General features: G+C 42.0%; 16 protein-coding genes. 8 read left to right on the top strand and 8 right to left on the bottom strand.

Annotated features, from left to right (window positions below; translation table 11 throughout):
• Window positions 1–124 precede the first annotated feature (124 nt).
• Window positions 125–4,324, top strand: coding sequence for a PAS domain S-box protein (locus tag V7K56_RS07535; protein WP_334909085.1), 4,200 nt, complete (start codon window positions 125–127; stop codon window positions 4,322–4,324).
• Entirely contained in the window at window positions 4,321–5,289 is a 969-nt protein-coding gene (locus V7K56_RS07540; RefSeq protein WP_334909087.1) for a PleD family two-component system response regulator, read from the top strand. Before V7K56_RS07535 ends, V7K56_RS07540 begins: the two co-directional genes overlap by 4 nt.
• Window positions 5,290–5,365: 76 nt before the next feature.
• Here V7K56_RS07540 and V7K56_RS07545 read toward each other — a convergent pair whose 3' ends face one another.
• Window positions 5,366–6,502 carry a cob(I)yrinic acid a,c-diamide adenosyltransferase gene (locus V7K56_RS07545; RefSeq protein WP_334909089.1) on the bottom strand — a complete coding sequence of 379 codons (1,137 nt, stop codon included), beginning with the start codon at window positions 6,500–6,502 and terminating at the stop codon, window positions 5,366–5,368.
• 237 nt (window positions 6,503–6,739) lie between these two features.
• Here V7K56_RS07545 and fraC point away from each other — a divergent pair, with 237 nt between their 5' ends.
• From fraC to V7K56_RS07560, 3 genes are all read left to right on the top strand, one after another.
• The gene (gene fraC, locus V7K56_RS07550; RefSeq protein WP_334909091.1) at window positions 6,740–7,279 is read left to right on the top strand and encodes a filament integrity protein FraC; all 540 of its coding nucleotides are present in this window, start codon (window positions 6,740–6,742) and stop codon (window positions 7,277–7,279) included.
• A gap of 59 nt (window positions 7,280–7,338) precedes the next feature.
• Window positions 7,339–8,346 (top strand): septal junction protein FraD, encoded by a 1,008-nt coding sequence (gene fraD, locus V7K56_RS07555; protein WP_334909093.1) that lies wholly within the window; start codon window positions 7,339–7,341, stop codon window positions 8,344–8,346.
• 141 nt (window positions 8,347–8,487) lie between these two features.
• Window positions 8,488–9,267: an ABC transporter permease gene (locus V7K56_RS07560; protein WP_334909095.1), complete on the top strand. Its 780-nt coding sequence runs from the start codon at window positions 8,488–8,490 to the stop codon at window positions 9,265–9,267.
• A gap of 379 nt (window positions 9,268–9,646) precedes the next feature.
• On the opposite strand, the gene V7K56_RS07565 is transcribed toward V7K56_RS07560, so the two are convergent.
• Together V7K56_RS07565 and V7K56_RS07570 are read right to left on the bottom strand one after the other, a co-directional pair.
• Window positions 9,647–10,468, bottom strand: a complete 822-nt coding sequence (locus V7K56_RS07565; protein WP_334909097.1) for a carbonic anhydrase — start codon at window positions 10,466–10,468, stop codon at window positions 9,647–9,649.
• A 434-nt stretch (window positions 10,469–10,902) separates the two neighbouring features.
• Complete coding sequence (locus tag V7K56_RS07570; protein ID WP_334909099.1) at window positions 10,903–11,025, bottom strand: hypothetical protein; 123 nt, start codon at window positions 11,023–11,025, stop codon at window positions 10,903–10,905.
• Window positions 11,026–11,127: 102 nt separating this feature from the next.
• Between V7K56_RS07570 and smc the strand changes: the two genes are divergently transcribed.
• Entirely contained in the window at window positions 11,128–14,802 is a 3,675-nt protein-coding gene (gene smc / locus V7K56_RS07575; RefSeq protein WP_334909101.1) for a chromosome segregation protein SMC, read from the top strand.
• 58 nt (window positions 14,803–14,860) lie between these two features.
• Window positions 14,861–15,856, top strand: coding sequence for a PRC-barrel domain-containing protein (locus V7K56_RS07580; protein ID WP_334909103.1), 996 nt, complete (start codon window positions 14,861–14,863; stop codon window positions 15,854–15,856).
• A gap of 490 nt (window positions 15,857–16,346) precedes the next feature.
• On the opposite strand, the gene V7K56_RS07585 is transcribed toward V7K56_RS07580, so the two are convergent.
• The 4 genes from V7K56_RS07585 to V7K56_RS07600 form a co-directional block, all read right to left on the bottom strand.
• On the bottom strand, window positions 16,347–16,556 hold the full coding sequence (locus V7K56_RS07585; RefSeq protein WP_334909105.1) for a hypothetical protein: 210 nt from the start codon (window positions 16,554–16,556) through the stop codon (window positions 16,347–16,349).
• A 74-nt stretch (window positions 16,557–16,630) separates the two neighbouring features.
• Window positions 16,631–16,798: a hypothetical protein gene (locus tag V7K56_RS07590; RefSeq protein ID WP_334909106.1), complete on the bottom strand. Its 168-nt coding sequence runs from the start codon at window positions 16,796–16,798 to the stop codon at window positions 16,631–16,633.
• Window positions 16,798–17,133, bottom strand: coding sequence for a DUF433 domain-containing protein (locus tag V7K56_RS07595; RefSeq protein ID WP_334909108.1), 336 nt, complete (start codon window positions 17,131–17,133; stop codon window positions 16,798–16,800). Before V7K56_RS07595 ends, V7K56_RS07590 begins: the two co-directional genes overlap by 1 nt.
• Before the next feature lie 362 nt (window positions 17,134–17,495).
• Window positions 17,496–19,463 (bottom strand): sensor domain-containing protein, encoded by a 1,968-nt coding sequence (locus tag V7K56_RS07600; protein ID WP_334909110.1) that lies wholly within the window; start codon window positions 19,461–19,463, stop codon window positions 17,496–17,498.
• Between the two features lie 246 nt (window positions 19,464–19,709).
• Here V7K56_RS07600 and V7K56_RS07605 point away from each other — a divergent pair, with 246 nt between their 5' ends.
• Entirely contained in the window at window positions 19,710–21,434 is a 1,725-nt protein-coding gene (locus V7K56_RS07605) for an ABC transporter ATP-binding protein (RefSeq protein WP_334909112.1), read from the top strand.
• Window positions 21,435–21,494: 60 nt separating this feature from the next.
• Here the strand turns inward: V7K56_RS07605 and V7K56_RS07610 are convergent, their stop codons facing one another.
• Window positions 21,495–24,701, bottom strand: a complete 3,207-nt coding sequence (locus V7K56_RS07610; RefSeq protein WP_334909114.1) for a TIGR03032 family protein — start codon at window positions 24,699–24,701, stop codon at window positions 21,495–21,497.
• Window positions 24,702–24,780: the final 79 nt, after the last annotated feature.

The raw sequence follows: 24,780 nt of genomic DNA on the forward strand, positions 1-24,780 counted from the left end.
TATAAACATTTTGATATATTAACTCCAAATAAATTCCGTAATTGTCCCCTTACTACTGATATTTTAGATTACATAAAAGTAAAAGTTAGTGCAATAACCCCTGAAAGTGCTAGAGAGTTAAGAAGTGGTAAAACAGCACCGATATGACTTGTTCAATGTGATATTTTTCCGTCAACGAGAATTACTCGCCCTGTTGCTGGGAATTTTCTTCTCAATCTCTGTATTCTTACTCTGGCAAAGACCTTTAATCCAAAATGCGGGGTTATTAACACAAGTAGAATTGATTGCAGGGTTATTAGTTGTTGTCACGTTGACATTGTCAATCTATTTTGCCCTGGCAATGAATGCAAGAAACCAACAAATAACAGCAATCAATCAGGAGTTAACTCACAGGATTTTTGAACAGAAACAAGTAGAAATTGCCCTGATCGCCAGTGAAAATCGTTTGCGACAGCTGCTGGAAACTGTCAAAGTCATCCCTTGGGAATTGGACTTAAAAACTTGGCGATTTATTTACGTTGGGCCGCAAGCGGTAGATTTGCTAAATTATCCGATCGCAGAGTGGTACGAGGAAAATTTTTGGGTCAATCATCTGCATCCAGATGACAAGGAAAAATCTGTTCGTTTTTGTCAAGAAGCAACTGCTAGGTGCGAAAATCACGAATTGGAATACCGGATGTTAGCTGCTGATGGGCGAGTTGTTTGGCTGCGAGACATTGTTAGTGTCGTTGAGGAAGTCGGAACTGCGATCAGGCTAAGGGGGTTTATGTTTGACATTACCGATTTGAAACTGGTTGAAGAAACCTTGAGACTCAGGGAAAGGGCACTTGCCGCGACCAGTAATGGAATTATGATTGCTGATGCCAAACTGCCCTACAATCCAGTTATTTACGTCAACCCTGCCTTTGAGCAAATAACAGGCTACAGTGCTACTGATGTAATTGGGCAAAACTGTCGATTTTTGCAACGCACAGATACCCAGCAACCAGCACTTAATAAATTGCGCTCATCTATTCAAACTGGAATAAGTTGCAAAGTTGTTCTCCGCAACTATCGCAAAGATGGTACTTTGTTTTGGAATGAATTGAGTATTTCTCCTATTCATAACGACAATGGTGAGTTAAGCCACTTTATTGGCATTCAGAGAGATATTAGCGATGTCTACAACGAGCTTTGCTTACGCAAGCAAGCTGAAGCTAGTCTGCGTCGCCAAGCCCTCACCTTTGAAAATATACATGATGGTGTAATTATCACAGATTTAACCGGAAGTATTATTGACTGGAATCCTGCTGCCGAAAGTATGTTTGGCTATACCAAAGCCGAGATTTTGGCTAAACATCCCAGTATTTTGCATCAGCCGGAAGTAGCCGCAACATTAAGCACCAACATTTTGTCAACAGTTAATCAGCAAGGACGCTGGTCAGGAGAAATACACTTTATTCGCAAAGATGGCAGTGAGGGAATTTGCGAAACAACCGTAGTCGCTCTACAGGATGAACAGGGGGAAACTGTTGCGACTGTTGGCATCAATCACGACATTACCGAACACAAACGAGCTAAAGAGGCACTGCAAAGGCAATTACATCGCACCCTACTACTTGAACAAATTACTCAGGAAATTCGTCAAAGTCTTGATACCAGCAAAATTTTTGAGACGGCTGCTACCCAAATTGGACAAACATTTGCAGCCGATCGCTGTCTGATCCACTCTTACATTAGTCACCCCACACCTCGAATTCCCTTAGTAGCAGAGTATAATACAATCCCTGGTCACTGCTCCATGTTGAAATTGGAAGTTCCCATGACTAACAATCCCCATGCCGAGCAGATGATGACCCAAGAAAGTGCGATCGCTTCTCCAGATGTGTACGTTGAGCCTTTACTGCAAATAGTTCAACCTATCTGCCGAGAAATTGGGCTGAAGTCTATGCTGTCAATCCGCACTTCCTATCAAGGAGAACCCAATGGTGCGATCGGCTTACATCAGTGCAGCTATTTTCGCCAATGGACACAAGATGAAATTGAATTATTAGAAGCTGTGGCGGCTCAACTAGGTATTGCTCTAGCACAAGCTCACTTACTGGAACAAGAAACGCGCCAACGTGAAGAACTTACCTTGAAAAACTTTGCTTTGGAGCAGGCAAAACGTCAAGCAGAAGCTGCAAATCGGGCAAAAAGTGAGTTTTTGGCGATGATGAGCCATGAAATTCGGACTCCAATGAATGCTGTTATTGCCATAACAGGTCTACTGCTGGACACCGATCTCACACCTCAACAGCAAGACTTTGTGGAAATAGTTCACAGTAGCGGAGATACTTTACTCACCATTATCAACGATATTCTAGATTTCTCTAAAATTGAGTCGGGCAAACTGGAATTAGAAGAACAGCCTTTTGATTTGAGAGCTTGTGTGGAAGAGGCTATTTCCTTTTTAGCTCCGAAAGCTGCCCAAAAGGATATCGAACTAGTTTATCTGATCCAGCCCCAAGTTCCCATTCAGATCGTCGGTGATTTGACTCGTCTGCGCCAAGTCTTGATGAATCTTCTCAACAACGCGATTAAGTTTACCGAAACCGGAGAAGTAGTACTCTCTGTTGAACTGGGAAGAGACAAGGTACACAAGGGAGACGAGGGAGATCACAGAGAGACTTGTTCAATAATTCACCCTTGTCCCCCTTGTCTTTCCGGCTCCCCGGCTCCCCTGCTCCCCAATTCCCAGTTCCCAATACCTGTTGAAAAAGAGCAGCTTCTCTACGAAATTCAATTTGCAATCAAAGATACAGGTATTGGCATCTTACCAGAGAAAATAGAGCGGTTATTTCAACCCTTCACTCAGGCTGATGTCTCCATGACTCGACGATATGGTGGCACAGGGCTAGGACTAGCGATTAGTGAGCGGCTCAGTAAGATGATGGGCGGCACTCTTTGGGTAGAAAGCCAGGGGTTTGTTGGTGGCAATCCTAGCCCTAGATGGGATAATGAAAAATTATTATCATTTCCTGACTCTTCAGTAGGTTCAACATTTTACTTCACCATTATTACCAAAGTCGCTGCTAAGTCAGTACAAGCTGAATTAAGCACCTCGCGATCGCTGCTTGCCTCCAAGCGACTATTAATTGTGGATGACAATCTGACCAATCGCCAAATTCTCAGCTTACAAGCAGAGTCTTGGAAGATGGAAACTTATGCTGCCAAATCTGGTAAAGAAGCTTTAGTTAAACTTGCTCAGGGAACGCAGTTTGATATTGCTATTTTAGATATGCAGATGCCGGAAATGGATGGCATAACCCTAGCTCGTCAAATCCGCAAGCAATCTGGTTGTCAAAATCTGCCTTTGGTGATTATGACCTCTTTGGCTAAACTAGAAACTTCTTCTGACTTTAATGATGTCCAATTTGCTGCTTGTTTGAGTAAACCGATCAAACATTCTCAACTCTACGATGTTATTACTCGTGTTTTGGGAAATCAGCCGATCCTAGCCAGTATTTCTCATTTTTCCTTAATCGATCGGCATTTGGGTCATCGACTACCACTGCGGATTCTTCTAGCAGAGGACACGGTTGTTAATCAGAAAGTTGCCCTACTGATGCTACAGAAAATAGGTTATGGCGCAGATGTTGTCAGCAATGGGCTAGAAGCGATTGAAGCTCTGCAAAAACAGCGATTTGACGTAGTGTTGATGGATGTCCACATGCCTAAAATGGATGGGTTAGAAGCAACTCGAAGAATCTGTCAAGAATGGGAGGTGGGTTTTCGTCCCCATATCATCGCCATAACTGCCAATGCCATGCGGGGCGATCGCCAAGTTTGTCTTACTGCTGGTATGGATGACTACATTAGCAAACCCATTCAGTTGCAAGAGTTAGCTCAGGCACTCAGCAAATGTCTACCCCAAAGAAATTTTGAATTCACTTCCATCGAACAACAAAAGGAAGTGATGCACCCAGAATTGCAACCTTTATTAAAAAGCGCCAAAATTGATGCCAAAATTCTCCAATCCTTGCAGAATATGGTCGGAGGAGATCGTGTAGCATTTGCGGAACTAATTGAGTGTTATCTTACAGAAACAGCCAAATTAGTGCAACATATCAGCACAGCGATCGCAAGTCAGGATATGCAGACTATATGGAACACAGCGCACAAACTCAAGTCCAGCAGTGGTTCTATTGGAGCGATCGCCTTGGCGCAGCTTTGCAAGGTGTTAGAATCACAGGCACGCAGCAGTAAATTAGAAAACAATTTAGAATTACTTTCACTACTGTATCAGGAATATGAACAAGTTAAAACTGCCTTAGAAAAAGAACTTGCGAAGGAAGCACCATGAAAGCCACTGCTCAAGAAAGCGAATCTTTAGTTTTAATTGTTGATGACGAACCTTTTATTCGCATGATATTGCGGCATTTCTTAGAAGGGGAAGGCTATCAAATAGCGGAAGCTGAAAATGGCATAGAGGCAATAAATGTTTTTTACCAATTGCACCCTGATATAGTACTCCTTGATGCCATGATGCCGGATATGGATGGATTTGAGTGTTGCACTCAGTTGGAGCTTTTAGATTGTAACAAGCACACTCCAGTTTTAATGATTACAGGACTTGAAGATCAAGAGTCAGTTGACCGTGCATTTGCAGTGGGGGCAATAGATTTTGTTACCAAACCGATTCACTGGCCAGTTTTACGACAACGGGTAAAACGCTTGATTCAGCAATCTCAGTTACAGCAAAAACTGGAAACCGTGAATCTGGAATTGCAGCGATTAGTTACTATCGATGGATTAACTCAAGTAGCTAATCGCCGACGATTTGAAGAGTATGTTTCCCAAGAGTGGCAGCGCCTAAAACGCGAGCAACGTCCGCTTTCTCTAATTCTTTGCGATGTTGATTTCTTCAAATTATATAATGATACCTATGGTCATCGGGTAGGCGATCGCTGTCTTCAGAAAATTGCTCAAGCTTTCAAAGATATTATTAAACGTCCCGGAGATTTAGTTGCCCGTTATGGTGGGGAAGAATTTGCTGTGATTTTACCTAACACAGACACCAAGGGGGTGACTTATGTTGCCGACATAATTTGTCGTGCTGTCCGAGCACTAGCAATTCCTCATCAAAATTCCCAAGTTAGTTCTTACGTAACTATTAGTGTCGGCTTTACGACAAAAATTCCTCAGCCAGATTCTGACTTAGAGGAAATGATTGCCGCAGCGGATCGGGCGTTATATGAAGCAAAGGCAGCAGGACGCGATCGCTTTGTGCGAAATATTTTACTACCTGAAAGTACAAATTCCCGCTAATGTGCCAACATTCAGTTATCTGCCCAATGCCCATCCCCCATGCCCAATGCCCAATGCCCCATGCCCCATGCCCCATTTAAAAATCTACACCTCGTTTAAGTTCTACACCTTGATTAGCATAGTGTTTGTGGCAATAAACCTCTGAGTGGACGCTAGCCAAATCAAAGTACGCGGGTGGATTTTGGCAACGGCCAGTGATAATAATTTCGGTATCGCGGGGTTTGCGGAGTAAAGCTTGGACAATGGGTTCAATGGGGAGTAGTTCTAAGTCAACAGTGGGGTTGAGTTCATCGAGAATAATAGTTTTATACAATCCAGAAGCGATCGCAACTTTTGCAATTTCCCAACCTCGTTCGGCTTCTACGTAGTCTAATTCTTGTCGGGAATTTCGCCAGACGATTGCATCTCCACCGCAACGCTGATGATCCACCACTTCTGGATATGACTGTTGCAAAGCGGCGATCGCTGCGTCTTCTGTGTAGCCACTACCACCTTTAAGCCATTGCATAATCAATACACGGGTAGACCCTGGATGATTAATTCCTCTACCAATCGCCTGTAAGGCTTTGCCCAAAGCGCTGGTAGACTTGCCTTTACCAGCACCAGTATAAATTTCAATCCCTTCTAAGAAGAGGGCTTTGGCTGTTGGGTGGTGATGAGGTTTCATTTCTGAGTGTAAATCTGCAATATCGAGCAATTTTTGGGGTGCAGCGCGTCCGGTAGCAATGATTTCCAACTCTTGGGGTTTGGATTTTAATGTCTTTACTACTTCATCCACTGGTAGCAAACCTAAATCCAGAACGGGGTTAATTTCATCCAAGACGACGACTGAATATAAACCACTAGCGATCGCACCTTTAGCGACATCCCAACCCCGCATTGCTTCATTTCGGTCAAAAGTGGTAATTTCTTCATGCCCAAAAAATTCCGCTCTCCCAGTGCGAACCTGGTCAATTAAATGGGGAAACCCGCGTTGTAAAGCTGCGATCGCGCCATCTTCGTCATAATCACGTTCTGGTCCTTTTAAAAACCGCAGCAGTAAAACACGATTAGAATTGCTAGGCGTATTTATTCCCAAGCCAATGGAGCGCAAAACCACCCCCAAAGCCGCTTGAGATTTACCTTTACCCAGACCATCGTAGACGTGAATTTGACCAATAAGCCGTTCTTGACGCACTTGCGCCGTCCGAATACCAATACCGTTCCTTGTCATCTCTCAAAAAGCTATAACTATGGCAGTCTTTAATCTTACCTAACCTCTTGTACTCTCATCTTAGAAACTGCCCCTTTAGAGCGTCTATACAAGGATCAGTTCGATCTATTAACAATATCAACAGAGAAATACTGGCACACCCGCATAGTAAAGGACAAGAACAATGGGATAATTTCCCCCATCACCCTTACTATCCCAGTTATACTCACTACAGTTAACCCTTACCCTTAACCATTTATGCCTGACAATTGGATGCTTCCCAGGATTTTTCCCATTGGTGGATTTTTGTTTGACTTTTTATTTGTACTGATTGCCATCCCCATCGAAGCTTATGTTTTGCATTATCGACTAAAATTCGACAAGAAAACCAGTATTTTTTATGCAATTTCTATCAATCTGTTTTCGAGTGTAATTGGTTGGTTCATATTTTTTGTATCAGAACCACTGTTACCGATACAGCTAAAATCAGAATTAATTAATTATATATTTTTTAATAATTTTAAATCGGCGAATACACAAACTTTAATTATTTTAACTGCTTGTATATTTTTTTTTACTACCTTTTTAATGAAATTTTTTATTTTAAGGGTTTTATTATTCTCATTAAATGCATCATTTACTAAAAAAGAAGAGGATCCTCAAACATCTCAACGATTGCAACGGCGTCGTTTTACCACCCTTAATTTCCAAAGTACTAATTTAGTTACTACTGTACTAATAGCAAATTCTCTGAGCTATACTGCAATAACTATTATTTTATTATTCCGTTCAAAATAACAAGATTTACTTGTTGATTTGAAAGCAAAATTATTGATTGATCAGGTTGACGGAGGAATATGAATACGCTACTAAAAGATTTCTTTGGGGCTTTTAAATTTGTTGAAGGACTTTATGCAGGAATTAGAAAAATATTAGTTCCACCCAAAGCTTATTCTTGGCAGACATTTATTTATTTGAGTATTTTTTCTTGGGTACTTTCATATTGTGCCACAGGTTATATTAAAGATATAATTGCCTTTTTTGGTTGGTTATTTTTAATTGCTGGTACAGCTTGGTATACAACTGAAGATCCTTTGAGGGTTCCTGGTACTTTTATGCCAGTCGGGGCAGTAATCACCGGATTTTTAGTAAGTGTTTTTGCATTTGGAGATCAACGAGATGTGATTACACCCAGAACAATCGTTTTTTGGCCGACAATATCAGCACTAATCACGGCAATACCAGAGTTTATTGAAGGAAATGACACCGATGCAAAAGCTCGCATTCCTAAGCCAGAAGACCGCCAAAGAATTATAATTTTAGTTGCTAGTAGTATGCTGCTAAGTTGCTGGATTCAGTTTCACTTTGTAATGGATAATTGGTTACGACAATATCCCAGTTTACAGGCAGATACTTTTAAATATAGTACCTTTGTTCCCAGAACAGAAGAGATAGTAAAAATTCCCAAAAACGGCGTTGTAATTCTGGAAAAACTTCAACCAATGGTAGTAGAACAAATAGCCAAAAGACCTTGGTCAGAAGTAGAAAGATGGTTGCTAGATGCGAGACAACGGGTAGGAAATATGGGTAGGGAAATAATTCAAAAAAATCTGAGTCAATATGAAGAAAAGGAACTATGGCGCGTTGAACCGCGTGTAACTAATACAAAGTCTGGATATATATTAGATTTATTAAGTATTTGGATAGGCCCCAGTTCTAACCCACGAGGCTATTACTTAAAAAAATCTTGTCGCATTGAACCAGTTGCAGCAGCCAATAATTCTGAGAATAAGATTACAGTTGCAGAAATTGAATGCGATCGCGCCAGTAAATTAATTTCTGGTTCACCGCCTCCGCAGCAGTGAGGAGAAATCAATTCAAAATTCAAAATGACGCTCTCTACGAGACGCTAAAAGCGAACGCGGACTCGCTAACGCTGCGCTAACAAAATTCAAAATTAAAGAACTTCTGCTTTCTGCCTCCTCTTTCCCAATGACAAATGACAAATGACTATTAACAGAATTTTGGTATTAGCAAAGAATGTGTTTCAGGAAGTGCTACGCGATCGCATCCTATATATTATTGGTTTTTATGCGCTAATACTCGCCACTGCTTTCCGCGTCCTTCCTGAATTTGCAGCTACGGCTGAAGATAAAATGTTTTTAGACTTTGGGATGGCAGCGATGAATGCCATCGGGTTAATTATTACGATATTTATTGGTACGGGACTAATTAATAAAGAAATTGAAAAACGCACTATTTTAGTATTAATTGCTAAACCTGTTAGTCGCAGCGAAATTATCGTCGGCAAATACTTGGGTTTATCCGCAGTCCTAGCTGTGCTTGTCACCACGATGACAGTAATTTATCTGCTATTTCTGCAATTTGGTAATATTCCTCATCCTACAGCAAGCATTCTAATTGCTGCAATTTTCTTATTTTTGCAGTTGTCATTAATTACTGCCGTAGCTATTACCTTCGGTGTTTTTACTGCTTCTTTGCTAGCGACTGTTTTAACCTTTGCGGTATATTTAATCGGAAATATTACTCAAGATTTAGTACAACTTGGTCGTCTGAGCCATAACCCTGGTATGGAACGTCTAACTCAAGCTTTGTTTCTTTTCTTGCCAGATTTATCTCGATTAGATTTGAAAAATGATGCCGTTTATGGTCTGCAAGCATTACCTGACAACATTACACTAATTATGAATGCTGGTTACGCCTTAGTTTATAGTACCATGTTGTTAGCGATCGCTATTCTGATCTTTTCACAACGCGAATTTTAGGCATTGGGCATGGGGAAAAGGACAAGGGGGAGAAGCAGGCAAAGTTAATATTGGTAATTGCTTTACTATCGCTGCTAATTGGCTAGTGACACCGACCATGTTGCAACAATTACTTGTCAAGTATAACGAAGATGGGGCTTTTGCTATGCTAACGCTGGAACTAGGAGAAAAACCAGATTCCTAGTTCTACTGCAATATGTTTAATCACCAAAGGGAATTACGAATTGCGAATTGTCAGCCCACGAGAAGCGTCTAGTGAGCGTGTACAATGACTACGAACTGGATAAGCTCGACAAGCAGCAGTGGGAAATCAGATATCAATAATCGGCTGTCCGCTCATGTCGAATTGTGAATGTTTGAAATTCTATATTTTTATCTTTCAACTTCCATTATTTGAACCTCGATAAATTCGCTCCATCTGCTCTGGAGAAAGGCGTCTCATTGGAAACCACTCAAATGCAGAAATAGACTGTTTCTCATAAGGTTGAACATCATCTTGCTGATTCCGAGGGGGACGTACTACTAAATTGGTATTTGGCACCTCATCCCTGAACGACTCATCTATTTCTAATTCTGAAAACTGACTTTGAGGCAAAACATAAGCGTGCTTCTGGGGATCGTATGCGAAAACTTCTCCTGTTTCAATGTGATAAACCCAAGCATAAATGCTGAGTTCTCCCTGATAAAGCTTAGAGTGAATCACTGGATATGTCCGTAAATTCTCAATTTGAGTCAGAACATTTTCAGCAATCATAATCTCTAGCAATTCTTCTCCGTCGTAGTGACTGTAGTGGTCTATAACTAGCCTTCGAGTTGCCTCTGCATATTTAAGCCAATCATGTACAAGCGGCATTTCATCGCTGAGATTGTGTAACTTCATTAATCCTTTCATTGCACCGCAATGAGAATGACCACAAATAATAATTTGGCGAACATCTAAAGCTTGAACAGCATATTCAATTGTCGCACCTTCACCGCCATTACTTGCCCCATAGGGTGGGATGATGTTACCTGCATTGCGAATCACAAATAATTCACCAACTTGGGCTTGTGTAATTAGATTTGGATCGAGACGCGAATCAGAACAGGTAATAAATAAGACCCTGGGCTTTTGACCGTGTGAAAGTTGCTCAAACAGTTGTTGATGTGTCGAAAAATAGCTAGATTTAAATTCGCGCAGACCTTTAATTAATCTTTTCATTACTAAGTTCTACAAATATTTAAGGGTTAAGAATCCAATCACAGACAGCAGATCGAGGTAGTAAAGAGGACTTTCTTTCTACGTTTTTTTAATTGTAAAGATTACTATATTATAAATTCATTTGGTGCTTTTAATATCCTCTACCATTTGGTTAAGTTACTTTTTCCCTTGCTGCCCTCTGTTTCTTAGCAGGTCACATTACGGTGTAAGAATGCGTTGAGCCTATTTCAAACTAGTTATATACTAAGATAAAAATGCGATGCTTCGTTGTCACAATCAACCGAGAACGACAGATACAGAATAGATGATTAAAACTATACCAACTGGTTATCCTTCGCACTTAAACTTTCCTAAGATCGTGTCCGGTTGAATAGTTGTAATTAGGATTGAGGCAAAGAATACACAAACGCAGAGATTTTTGAACTACAAGTAATTTAGTCAGACATGATATCATCTGCTCTGGGAAAATTTTGATGGTGAGTTTGCAATATCAAAGTTTTTGCCATACACTGAGCGATCGCCTGCGGTAAGCCTTTTGGGTGAGCTTGCAGGCTCATCGCAACGCGTCTACAATAATCCCCAATACTCCCTCCTACCCTCTTGCGAATTCTTAATTAGTTGATACACTTGTTCTTCATTAGCTCAGGGAACCAGCGCCTATGGTGCACATCAAGCGCGTGGAACTTACGAACTTCAAATCCTTCGGTGGCACTACTTCTGTCCCTTTGCTACCGGGGTGTACTGTCATATCTGGGCCAAATGGTTCGGGTAAGTCTAATATCCTAGATGCACTGCTCTTTTGCCTGGGACTCTCTAGTTCTAAGGGAATGCGAGCCGAACGCTTACCGGATTTGGTAAATAACACTCAAACGGCTAAAGGACGTGCTTCGATTGAGGCTAGCGTCACCGTGACATTTGATTTGTCGGATGAAATCTCACATAAAGACGCAAAGGTACAAAGGGAGGAAGTAGGGGAAGCAGGGGAAGTAGGGGAAGTAGGGGAAGCAGGGGAAGAAAATCCAAAATCCAAAATCGTTCGACTGAGCGAAGCCGAAGTCCAAAATCAAAAATCGGCAGAATGGAGTGTTACTAGAAGGCTACGAGTCACTCACCAAGGGACTTACACATCGAATTACTATATCAATGGTGTACCTTGCACGTTGACAGAGTTGCATGGGGAACTAAGTAATCTACGGGTTTATCCTGAAGGCTACAATGTGGTGCTGCAAGGGGATGTCACCAGCATTATCTCAATGAATGGGCGGGAACGGCGGGAAATTATTGATGAATTGGCTGGGGTGGCGGCGTTTGATCGCAAAATTATCCAAGCCAAATCAACTTTAGATGAGGTGAAGGAAAAGGAAGATAGCTGTCGGATTATTGAAACGGAATTAACTGCACAACGCGATCGCCTTTCCCAAGATCGGGCGAAAGCTGAGAAATATCAAAAACTCCGCACAGAATTTCTCGCTAAACAATCCTGGGAAGCTGTTTTATCATGGCGATCGCTACAAGCACAACAAGAAAAGTTAGTTCACGAAATTCAAACAGGCGATCGCAATTTTAGCGAACTCACTACCCAACTCACAAACCTAAATTCCCAAATCGTTCAAAAAACTGCTGAACTGGAACAACTCAATGCCCACGTGAAAGCATTGGGAGAAGAGGAACTATTGGCGGTACAATCTACCCTCGCCACCCAAGAAGCAGAACGTAAACAACTCCAGCGTCAGCTAACAGAATTACAAACAGCAACGCAGGAAACTGCCAAACGTCTGGCTCAAACTCAGCAAGAGATTCAAAAACACCGTCATTCCCTAGAAGAAATTGCCAAAACACAGATTGTAGAGGGGCAATCTATTGTCTATTGTCAGCAACAAAGAGATGAAACACAGCAAGCTTTAGAAACTTCCCGCGAAGCAGCAGCAGAAATCGCCTCGGCTTCAGAAGCGTGGGTGCAGCAACAAACAGCATTCAACCGTCAAATTGAAGCTTTGCTGCACACTCTAGAACCGCAACGCACGGAACAAGCACAACTTAGAGAACGCAATAATCAGTTACAGCAGCTGATCCAAGAGCAAACCCAGTTAATTGAACGCGATGAACCGTTATTAGCAGAAAAACAAACTCAGTGTAGTGGAGTTGAAACGGAATTTAACGCCTCTAGCGAACCGATCCAAAATTTAGCCCAAAATCTCTCAGCCACAGAGCAAGAACTGCAAATTCAACAGGAAACCCAAAAGCGGTTACTTTCCGAACAACGAGAAAAACAACGCCAGCTGGATAAAATAGAGGCGCAGGCGCAGGCACAGCAAGAAGTCCAAGGAACCCAAGCTAGTAAAGTCATTTTACAATCGGGAATGCCTGGACTTTGTGGCTTAGTTGTGCAGTTAGGAAAGGTAGAACCCCGCCATCAGCTTGCTTTAGAAATGGCTGCTGGGGGACGCTTGGGACATATTGTGGTGGAAGATGATGGTGTAGCCGCAGCAGGGATTGAATTGCTCAAACAGAAGCGGGCAGGGAGGGCGACTTTTTTACCGCTGAATAAAATTCACGCTCCCAAATTTACTCAAGATGCAACGCTGCGTTTTGCTAGTGGTTTCGTTAACTATGCTGTTAACTTAGTCGATTGCGATCGCCGTTACAAAGATGTATTTAGCTATGTTTTTGGCAACACGGTAGTATTTGCCAACCTGGAGGCGGCGCGGAAAAATTTAGGACTGTATCGCATCGTCACCTTAGACGGGGAACTTCTGGAAACCAGCGGTGCAATGACTGGTGGTAGCAACAACCAGCGTTCGTCCTTGCGGTTTGGCAATGCGGAAGCGGTGGAACCCGATGAAGTGATCGCTTTAAAAACTCGCTTAGTTGACATTGAACGAATTTTAGAGCGTTCTACTGAAGCAATCGCTACTTTGTCAACCAAAACCAAAAAACTCACCCAGGAACTCACTGAAGCGCGTCAAGCACGGCGCGAACAGCAGTTGCAATTGGAGCAGTTGCAAAAAGACATTAAGAGTTTAACAATGCAGTTGCAGGGGACGCGATCGCAACTTGCACAAAACAGCGAAAAATTAGCCACTGCTCAATCTCGTCTGGAAATTTTAGAGCGGGAATTACCTGGTCAAGAAAATGAATTGCAACAATTGCGACATGCATTAGCAGAGTTAGAAGCATCCCAAACACCCAGTGAATGGCAACAAATCCAAGCAACCATAAAAATCCAAGAGCAACAATTGCAACAACGGGAGACGGCATTAAGAGAAGCTGAACAAAGATTAAAAAATTTAGAAAATCAGCAACAACGTTTGCAAGAAAAAATCCAAGAAGGGGAGACGCGAATCACCGAATACGAAACCCAACAAATCTCTTGTAGAGACGCGATTCATCGCGTCTGCACACAAATCACAGCGATAGACGATCAAATCACCCAAACCCGTTTATTGTTGAGTCGAATGGAGCAAAATTTGGGTGAAGAGAAACAAAAACGCGACGCCACAGAACAGGAAGTGCGATCGCATCTTTTACGCCAACAACAATTGGAATGGGAAATCCAAAAACTCCAAGAAACCCAAGAAAAGCGACGAGAAGAATTAATTGCATTGCAAAGTCAGTTGCAGGATGTAGGAGCAGAATTACCAAATCCCTTACCGGAAGTTCCAGATAAAGTAGATTTAGAGGAATTGCAAAAAGAATTGCGATCGCTTACCAAACGCTTACAAGCAATGGAACCTGTGAATATGCTGGCGTTGGAAGAATACGAACGCACTCAAAACCGTCTCCAAGAACTCACGCAAAAATTAGAGACACTGGAAGGAGAACGCACCGAATTACTTTTGCGGATTGAAAACTTTACCACATTGCGGCAACTTGCTTTTAAAGAAGCTTTCGATGCTGTCAACGAAAACTTTCAATCAATTTTTGCTATCCTGTCCGACGGCGACGGCTACCTGCAACTCGAAAATCCCGAAGATCCCTTTAGCAGCGGATTGAATTTAGTCGCTCACCCCAAAGGCAAACCAGTACAACGCCTAGCTTCTATGTCTGGGGGAGAAAAATCACTTACAGCCTTGAGCTTTATCTTTGCCCTGCAACGCTACCGCCCATCGCCATTTTACGCCTTTGACGAAGTAGATATGTTTCTAGATGGGGCAAACGTAGAGCGATTAGCTAAAATGATTAAACAACAGTCACAACAAGCGCAATTTATAGTTGTGAGTTTGCGTCGTCCGATGATAGAATCAGCCGAACGCACAATTGGCGTTACTCAAGCACGAGGAGCTTACACTCAAGTTTTGGGGATTAAGTTACAATCATCCAATACATCTGCTTGAGTTTTTGTTAATAATAGTGTATAGACAAACCGGATTCGAGATCAGGACTCGGTATAGAATGACCTCCGAACAGATAATTAGGCGTTCCGACATATTAAATACCCAGGTGATTACCCGCGATAACGGCAAGCGGCTAGGCATCATCAGTCAAGTCTGGGTTGATATCGATCAAAGAGAGGTTGTGGCTCTTGGTTTGCGAGACAGCCTGATCTCTATTTCGGGCATACCGCGCTATATGTACCTCAACAACATCAGCCAGATTGGTGATGTCATCCTGGTTGATAACGAAGATGTCATTGAAGATATCGATGTTGAAGCTCTCAGTAATTTGATTAACTGGGAAGTAATTACAGAAACAGGTGAAGTCTTAGGCAAAGTTCGCGGCTTCAAGTTCAACGGCGAAAGTGGGAAGCTTGAATCTATAGTCATTGCTTCTTTAGGATTGCCCCAAATTCCCGATCAATTTCTGAGTACTTACGAGTTCTCAGTGGATGAAATTGTCAGCACTGGCCCCAATCGGTTGATTGTGTTTGAGGGAGCCGAAGAACGAGTAAACCAGTTGACAGTTGGTTTACTAGAGCGCCTGGGTATCGGCAAAGCACCGTGGGAGCGAGATATAGAAGAAGAATACGGCTATACTCCACCGCGCCAAGTTGCACCAGGTAATCAACTGCCTAGTGGAGTGCCATTGCAGCCACCCAGGCAAAAAGTTCGCGCCCCCGAACCAGTAGCGCAAGAAGAGGAATGGACAGAAGACTATGTGGAAGAAGAAAGACCACAGCGTCAGGTAATGAAAGCGCGGCCGTATGAATCTATTCAATACGAAGAAGATGAAGAAGAAGATAACTGGAGCGAGGCAACCGGCAGCGACAGGTATCAACAACCGCAGCCACTAAAATATGAAGCCCAGCCCTACAACAAGCCTTATGTTGACGAATACGATGATTATGACGACGTAGAGGGCGATGCTTGGGAAGATGCGCCGAAGCCAGTGAATATTCCTAAGAAAGTCAAGGAAAGACAGCCAGAATACGAAGAAGAAGGCGGATATTAAGTAATTCGTAATTCGTAGTTCGTAATTAAATTTTAAGATTAATTTAGCTCTTTCCTTAGAAGTTAGGAGGGGGCTAATTTTTTAGAACGCACTAGCGATAGCATAACGCATCAGGGGTAATACCAATTCAAAATTCAAAATGACGCTCGTGGATTCGCTAACGCTGCGCTAACAAAATTCATGCATTAAGAAAGCCAGACAGAACAAAGGTTTGAGAGTATGTATCTGTAGCATTCTTTTTTTAAATTGGTATAATTTAAGTAAAATTATAGCCGTAGTCACATAGGTTAGGACAGTGTTGAACGCTCAAAGCCTTGACAAAACTAGGTTTTTACTCAGCACGGGCTAAACGCCCCGCTACCGCTAACAGCACTTTGCTATATCTTGTTGCTTAATATGTACTGATATCTTAGTTGGGAAGGGCGTGAAAAACTGGAGTGAAAAAGTGAACAATGCGCTATTGGCTCAGGGGTAGATATTCAATTCGATCCTAGTATTCATTTTCAAACGAAGCTTCCACAATGATGATTAATTCTTCAACAGTTTGTCCAATACTTTGGTTTACATCGATGGTGAAAATTCCAGGAATATGGCGACCTGAAGCTAAATGATCAGCTAAATGTCCGGGCATGGACTTACGGTTGTTAGTCACTAAAATAAATCCATTGGTTTCGGGAACTCCAAAAAATAAATTATCCAATTTGTCTATTCAACTAGACTTCTTTGTTCCTTGTCCCCCTTGTCTTCCTTGTCCCTCTGCGATTGAATATTTTTTTACTTGGAAGTCCCTTCGCACCAAATCAAAATTTCTGGATCTGGAGTACCTTTGGGTGGCACATCTAAATCCCCAATGATTCGCACGACTAATTCAGGGTTGCGCCGCACAAGTTGGGAACGATATGTAGGATTAAGATGTTCATCCAACAGATACCGGATTGCCATTAGCTTTCGTGTAACTGCTTTGGAGCGTTTTCTGACTGCATCCGCCAAAATCTCATCCTGGCAGAAGACGGATTTCGCTGTTGTTCTTCGCGCATGGTTCGGGAAAATTCCAACCAATCTACCAAATACGCATCAACCTCTGAACGATGATGCAAGTAATACAAAATCGTGGCGTAAACCTGTTCCAACTTCACCGTATGAAATTGTTCAGCAATTTCTTCTGGTGTTTTGCAGCGATAAATATACTCGTAAAGAATGCTCTCAATACCAATGCGGGTTCCTTTGAGTCGGATGTCATCTGGTGCAAGTGCGTTGAAATACTCTTCCAGTTTCATAAAGCAAGACCCCTTGATGAACATTTCACTTCAATCATAAAAGAACATCGAGAAACTCTACGATGAACGCTAAAACAGTTTTTAACTTAGGATTTACGCAACACCGATATTGTCATTGCAACCGAAACGGAGTGTAGGGAAGCAATAAGAGCGTCAATTATTTCTTAGATATAGCAAGCGAATTAAAGGTTAGGACATAATGACAAGCGTGGATGTTAGGAATAGTAATGTTTTACCTCCTGCCTCCTGCCTTTTGCCTCCTGCTATAAGTTTAGCCTCCTGCTTGCAAGCAAGGGGCTAATTTTTTGTCTGCCAAAATCTCATCCTGGTAGGAGACAAATTTCGGTGTTGCTCTTGGCGCATCACCACTGAGGATTTGTCATAATTAATGCCGTCGCCTGAGAGCTATCTAATGGATAGGAGAAAAAATATCCCTGCCCATATTCACAATTCAACTTTCTCAACATTGCTAGTTGTTTTTCTGTCTCCACTCCTTCGGCGGTCACATCCACACCTAATTTGTGTGCCAATGTAATAATTGTCTCAACAATATCTAAATTTCCATCATCAAAAATGTTTTCGTTAACGAAGGAGCGGTCTATCTTCAACTGATTAATTGGAAAGTGGTGGAGACGACCTAATGAGGAATAGCCCGTACCGAAGTCGTCAATTGCCAACTTAATTCCTAAATTTCTCAGTTGCTTTAGCCTAATGATGGCTTTATCGTTGTTTTCCATAATTACGCTTTCTGTAATCTCCAGCGTCAAACTCGGTGCGGTGAGTCCAGTGTCTTGTAGAACTTTATTGATGTGCGGCAGCAACTTTTCTTCACTGAACCTAGTACTACAAAGATTGATATTAATGCTCAAGGGAGACTTAGGCAGATCCTTAGAATTAGAGGATAATTGCTCTTGCCACTGCTGTATCTGACCACATGCCTCATATAAGACCCACTGTTCAATAAGGATTATTAGCCCAGTTTCTTGGGCAGTTGACATGAAATACTCTGGCAAAACAATGCCATGTTTTGGATGTAGCCATCGCACAAGCGCTTCAAAACCAGTTATCCTGCCGCTACTGAGTGATACTATCGGTTGATAATAAACCTGAAACTCTTGAAGCTCAATGGCTCGGCGCAGCTCGTTAACCAACTCCAAGTGTGCCATTGCTTGAATATGCATATCAGTGTTAAAAATCTCATAGCGCCCCCTGCCTTGTGTCTTAGCTCGGTACATGGCAATATCGGCGTCACGCAAGAAGTCTTCTGGTTCTTGACAACCTGTTATGCTTAAGGCAATGCCAATACTTGCTGTAGTAGAAACTTCCTGCCTGCCTAAAACCACAGGAAGTGCCAGTTTCTTTTGTATTCGCTCAACAACCGCTACCACTTCTAGTACATCTTTAATTCCCACCAGTAAGATGATAAACTCGTCTCCTCCCAGCCGTGCAGCTATATCTACAGAGCGCAAGCATTCTTGAAGCCTTTGAGCTACGGTAAGCAGTAATTGATCTCCCAATGCGTGTCCCAAGCTGTCATTGATCAACTTGAAGCGATCTAAGTCTAGAAACAAGACAGCAAATAAATAATCTGAATGCCGTTTAGAATAATTGACCGCATCTTCTAAACGGTTCATAAATAAAGCGCGGTTTGGCAGGCCCGTTAGTACATCGTGAAACGCAAGGTGCAGCAGTTGTGACTCGGCTCGTTTACGCTCTGCAATCTCACCCAGTAATTGCTGATTTACTTTTGCCAGTTCCACTGTGCGTTTTGCCACTCGTTCTTGTGCTTGTTTAGCTTCGCTGATATTATGCAGCAACCAACGCCAGCCTACCAACTTTTGTTGTGAGTCATACACTGGAGATGCCCTGAGACTAACAGGAAAGGGTGTACCCAAGCGTGGATTTATGTCAATTATGCAGTCTTGTATCTGCTGCGAATTATTTATCAGGGAGCTAAATATCTGTCGGTCTTGTTGAGCAATAAACAGAACTAATGGTTTACCTATGAGATATTGTTGGCGCACAGAGAGCATAATTGCTGCTGCATAGTTAGCCTCTAGGATCTTCCCTACGGTATTAGTTACTAAGTAACCATCTGGCGCAAAATCGAATAATTCTTGGTAACGCTGACGTTCTTTCTCTGCTTGTGCTCTTGTTACCTCTAACTCCTCAGAGGCAACCAATAGTTCTTCTACTGCTATTTGGAGTTCCTCGAAAGCTTCTATCATTAGCTCTTGTTGTGAGTTCGGTTGAGTTGCAGTGCGCTGCCATATTCCCCTTACCCGTGATCGCAATTCATTTATTTCCTGGCTAAAGTTATCTACATCCATGTTGCTAGAGCTGCAAAACTATGAAGCGTGGGTGTAAGCAATAGTCAAATCTGAATATAAGTATTAATAAATACTAAAAAACAGGCATCTATACAAGGATATACTTTTAGTACTAATACTAATTCTTTGTGTATAGATTATTTGAACTTGAACGCTACAACAGTTTGTAACTAATTAGTGAACTATTCAGAAACTCGCCAAAAACTGCTAGCGTCAAACAATATTGATTGTTGTGGATCTTCGAGCTTGAAAACCCGTTCTAATTACTGGCAACTACTGCCTTATATCCGACTCCAATGGCAAACCATTACCAAAGGACTTATTGGTATCTTGGGATACGTGCTGGCGACTTTAATATTAATTAATCTCGCTGGGAAATTGGCAATTCCCTTTGCCCAAGGTAATGTAGTCGCGATCGCTCAAATAACTGGCAGTTGTGCTTTAGTATTTCTGGTGAGAGGCTTATTTCAGTCTATACAAGATATGTATATGGCAAAAGCTGCTTTAAGAGTTGCTTTTCATCTCCGCCAGCAAGTCTACGCCCACCTCCAAAAGCTTAATCTCAGCTATTTTGAAACGGCAAAAGCAGGTGATTTATCTTACCGCCTTACCGAAGATGTTGACCGCGTTGGCGAAGTCGTAAATAAAGTATTTCACGACTTTATCCCCTGTATTTTGCAGTTGCTAGCAATTCCGATTTACATGATTTACTTGAATTGGCAACTGACACTTGCAACAGTAATAGTTGCCCCACTGATGGGTATTTTAGTTAGTTGGTTTGGTGAACGATTACGCAAGTATTCCTTGAAAAGTCAAAATCGCGTGTCGGGTTTATCAGCCATCCTCGCGGAAGTTTTCAACGGTATTCGTTTGGTACAGGCTTTTGCTGCCGAAAATTACGAAATTGCTCGCTTTGGCCATGAAGCAGAACGCAGTCTCAAAGCAAAATACTCAGCCGAACGTCTGAAAGCGATTCAGATTCCGATTATCGGATTTTTTGAAGCCTTAAGTGCCTTATTGTTACTAATTGTGGGAGCGTGGCAAATTTCCCAAGGTCACTTGACAGTGGCGAATTTTTTCAGTTATCTAGCGGCGGCGGCGCTGTTAATTGATCCCATTGGTCACACTACTAATAATTACAATGAATTTAAGCAGGGTGAAGCATCTGTTGACCGCGTTTTTGAATTGATGGCAATTCAGCCAACAGTGATCGAAAAAATAAATGCGATCGCTCTTTCTCCAGTCAATGGCAAAGTAGAATATCGTCATATTTCCTTCGCTTATAAACCAGGCGAACCTGTCTTAAAAGATATCAGTTTATTGGTATCACCAGGTGAAGCGATCGCTCTTGTGGGTGCTTCTGGTGCTGGTAAAACCACATTTGTGAATCTTCTTCCCCGTTTTTACGATCCTGAAGTTGGTCAAATCTTCATTGACGGGGTTGATATTCGAGATGTGAAGTTGCATAGTCTGCGGCGACAAATTGGGATTGTTCCTCAAGAAACCATCATGTTTTCAGGGACAATTGCTCAAAATATCGCTTTTGGACAAGATATTTTTAACATAAAAGCAGTTAAAGAGGCGGCAAAAATTGCTAATGCCCATCAGTTTATTAGCCAACTACCAGAAGGTTATAAGACTTGGGTAGGCGAACGTGGGGTAAACTTATCAGGTGGACAAAGACAAAGAATTGCGATCGCTCGTGCTGTTCTGCTCAATCCCCAAATCTTGATTCTTGATGAAGCGACATCAGCATTAGATTCCGAATCAGAAGCACTGGTACAGGAAGCGCTGGAAAGATTGATGGAAAAACGGACGGTATTTATTATTGCTCACCGTTTATCGACAGTTAGGAGGTGCGATCGTATTTTAGTTCTTGAACAGGGTCAAATTGTCGAATCAGGAACTCATGAAGAATTATTAGCCCTAAAGCGTCGCTATGCGCGGTTTTATGCCCAGCAGTTTAGTTAGCCAAAAGAGGGATAAGTCCTATTACAGTTGGGGTTAAATCCCCGACTGAAACCGTGATAACTATTCTTTAATATCGCTCACCTCTATCGCTTGCGGTGATTTCCCAGCAGTGTAGATATCCCACATAGCACGGTAAGCTTGTTCTAGATTGTGGGTAAAGCGTGGTGTATCAAACAGTGGGTAAGTGGTACGATTTTGTGCTAACTTCTGTTTGAGTTCCTGCAATGCTGAAGGGGAATGGCCTAAATGTATTGCCAATTGCTCATATTGCTCTAAGTTCTTAATAATTAAGTCTGGTAAACCAACTGCTGTCAGCAAACTAGCAGCAACACGAGAAGCAAAGGTTTTTCCTAGACAGGTAATAATTGGTAAACCTGCCCATAGAGCATCACTAGCAGTAGTGTGAGAATTATAGTATAGAGTATCTAGAAATAAGTCTGCTAATTGATGGCGGGCTAAATGTTCTGCTTTGGGGTGATATTGGGCAAAAATTAAACGCTCGCTATTAATTCCCCGCGCTTGGGCTTCTTTTTTGAGGTTATCCTCAGCAGCAGGAAATCTCACAAGTAACCACAGCACACTTCCTGGAACTGCGGCGAGAATTCTCATCCAAATATCGAAAATCTGCGGTTCAATTTTATAGTTGTTATTGAAGCAGCAAAAGACAAAACTCGACTCAGGTAAACCATACTGAGAACGAGTCACAGGGGTAGAAGCGATCGCTTGTTGATGATCGTTGACTTGATAACTGTGAGGTAAGGTGACTAGCTTTTCGCTGAAACCATCAGCAAATTCTGGTGGTGTGAGTATTGGATCGCTAATAATATAATCGATAAAGTCAGCACCCATCGTTCCCGGATAGCCCAAATAGCTAACCTGAATGGGAACAGGTCGCAAAGCCAAAATCGCACTGCGAGATCCAGCTGTGTAACCCTTGAGATCGATTAATATATGAATGCCATCATTATAAATCTGACGGGCGCTTTCTTCTATCGATAAAGTAGTAATATCTTGGAAGTGTTCGCAATTAACAGCGATGTGTTGACGGTATTCGCTATTGTCATCTGCACTCAAAGAGTAAACAAATATCTCAAAATTAGCTCGATCGTGCAAGTTAAATAAGCTTTTCGTCAAATGACTAATAGCATGGTTGTGGGAATCATTAGATAAATAGCCAATGCGTAGCCGCCCATTCAAAGAACGGGAATGAGTAAAATTCAGAGATTGTTTTTGACTTGCCCATTGTGTTTTAATATTTTCCCCATGAGTCCGAGCTATTTTGAGCAAAAAAGTCCTGTCCCAAGGCTTGTATAAGCTATCGAAGGGGCTGATTGTTGTCAGTTTTGCTTTCTCAACCTCCCAAAGAGTTTGCTCCCAGATGCGGGTTAAATCAGACTGACGCATCTGCCAATCGCAACTCATTTCTTTGAGGTAAAACAAGTAATTGAATGCTTCAGCCGAGTCTGGTTGTAGTTGTAAAACTTTTTCAAATGCTACCCTGGCTTCATCTACTTGACCTTGAGTAACCATCGCTAAAGATAACAGTGCTGATCCTAAGCGGATATAAGCTTTAATATAGTCTGGCTTGTGGCGAACAGCTGAACGATAACAAGCGATCGCACTTTGTAAATTCTCTTGTGCCTCTAATACAATGCCCAAATTCAAATAAGCTTCTGCATACTCAGGATTTTTCTGTAAAGCCTCCTGAAACTTAGCTGCTGCTGCTGATAGCTTACCTTGCATTTGCCAAACTAGACCAAGATTATTGTGAGCAAAAGCATAGTTAGGGTTGCTGACAATTGCAGATTCAAAACAAGCGATCGCTTTTTCTAAATTTTTCTCGGCTACTTCCACAATACCTAAATTATTATGTGCTTGTGCATATTTTGGGTTAATTGTCAATGCCTGTTGATAAGCCAGAACAGCTTGCTGAGTTTGTCCTTGATTGTCCATAATCACCCCCAACTGATACCAAGCAGGAGCATATTGGGGATATTGGGCGATGATTTGTTCGTATTGAGCGATCGCCTCTGTCAATTGTAGTTGTTTTTGTAAAGCTAATGCCTGCTGATAAAGTTGTTCTACGATTGGGAATTGCTGCGCTTGTTTTGTCCATAAATCAGACCAGACTTGATTTTCAGTCGAGATTACAGAGATGATATTATCTTTATCTGTGTCTCCAGCAAATGGCAGATTTCCCCCAAGTAGAGGAGAACGGGGGTCGAGGGTAATTAACTGCTGAATCTCCTCAGTCTGGAATCCTAATGCTTGGGGGCGACGGACTCCTGGTAACACCTGCACATCATAAAGTTCCGTCACTTCTCCTTCTAGACGTAGCCAGTGAACAATTTCGCCAGTTTTCAAATCAATGACCATTAACCCACATCGGGGTTCAGCATTTTTACTGGCTAAATTCTCATCCAGTTTTAAACCAGAAAAAGTTTTGTCGCGGGGTTTAGATAAGCCGACAATGGCATAATTTCCACTAAATGCTAAACCACGTAGAAAACCGGGACAAAAAGCAACAGCCTGAAATTCTCCATCGGAATCGATATAGCCAAATTCCCCAGTGCCAGCATTTAGCAACCACAACTTACCCTGATAAAATCTTGGAGCATGGGGCATAGATAAACCCCTAGCAATCACCTCATCAGATTGAATATCAATAATACAACCCCCGCCTCGTCGCTTGTCCCGCCAACCATCCACCACATCAGATTCACCGCAGAGAGTAACATAGCGAGGCTTTCCGGCTACCATCGCCAAACCATTGAGGTGACAGCGATCTTCAGAGACCAAACTAGAAATAAACTTCGGTTTCCATAAAGGAATGCAACTATGGCGATCGCTCACTGTTGCTAAACAATTTAATATAGTACTGATAAAAATAATGCGTTCGTTATCAGTTTCTACTACCAAATCATGAATATCTAAATCCCCAGTAGTATAAGCAATCCGGGGAATATAAAGCTTGTCATAACCATCATAAAGTTGTCCGGGAGCCAGCACATTGTCTAACTGCCAGAGTTGCGATTTGGAACTGAGATAAATTCGTTCTGGGGTAGCATATAACCCCATTGCACGGTCAAAAACACGCTCAAATCCCGACAATTGTCCGTGGGCGTTCACCCCTAATAGCATCAGACGCGAACTTTGATAAGTAGTGAAAGCCAGACTAATTTGCTGCAATTGCAGCCAGTCTATGAAATTACGCGAGGCGAGTATTTCTACAGGGAGAGCAGCTTTAGCAGTGGATTGTACAATCATTAGCAAAAAAATTAACTTTTGACACTAGTAATAAACATTGCTAGAGTATTGGGCGTTTAGTTATTAACTATACATATAT

It is taken from the genome of Nostoc sp. (assembly GCF_036917535.1).
GTDB lineage: Bacteria > Cyanobacteriota > Cyanobacteriia > Cyanobacteriales > Nostocaceae > Nostoc.

Bases quoted from the DNA above. Each gene is read 5' to 3' on its own strand.
- V7K56_RS07540 (WP_334909087.1), top strand. From the start codon at position 4,321: ATGAAAGCCACTGCTCAAGAAAGCGAATCTTTAGTTTTAATTGTTGAT.
- V7K56_RS07545 (WP_334909089.1), bottom strand. From the start codon at position 6,502: ATGACAAGGAACGGTATTGGTATTCGGACGGCGCAAGTGCGTCAAGAA.
- fraC (WP_334909091.1), top strand. From the start codon at position 6,740: ATGCCTGACAATTGGATGCTTCCCAGGATTTTTCCCATTGGTGGATTT.
- fraD (WP_334909093.1), top strand. From the start codon at position 7,339: ATGAATACGCTACTAAAAGATTTCTTTGGGGCTTTTAAATTTGTTGAA.
- V7K56_RS07560 (WP_334909095.1), top strand. From the start codon at position 8,488: ATGACTATTAACAGAATTTTGGTATTAGCAAAGAATGTGTTTCAGGAA.
- V7K56_RS07565 (WP_334909097.1), bottom strand. From the start codon at position 10,468: ATGAAAAGATTAATTAAAGGTCTGCGCGAATTTAAATCTAGCTATTTT.
- V7K56_RS07570 (WP_334909099.1), bottom strand. From the start codon at position 11,025: ATGAGCCTGCAAGCTCACCCAAAAGGCTTACCGCAGGCGATCGCTCAG.
- smc (WP_334909101.1), top strand. From the start codon at position 11,128: ATGGTGCACATCAAGCGCGTGGAACTTACGAACTTCAAATCCTTCGGT.
- V7K56_RS07580 (WP_334909103.1), top strand. From the start codon at position 14,861: ATGACCTCCGAACAGATAATTAGGCGTTCCGACATATTAAATACCCAG.
- V7K56_RS07590 (WP_334909106.1), bottom strand. From the start codon at position 16,798: ATGGCAATCCGGTATCTGTTGGATGAACATCTTAATCCTACATATCGT.
- V7K56_RS07595 (WP_334909108.1), bottom strand. From the start codon at position 17,133: ATGAAACTGGAAGAGTATTTCAACGCACTTGCACCAGATGACATCCGA.
- V7K56_RS07600 (WP_334909110.1), bottom strand. From the start codon at position 19,463: ATGGATGTAGATAACTTTAGCCAGGAAATAAATGAATTGCGATCACGG.
- V7K56_RS07610 (WP_334909114.1), bottom strand. From the start codon at position 24,701: ATGATTGTACAATCCACTGCTAAAGCTGCTCTCCCTGTAGAAATACTC.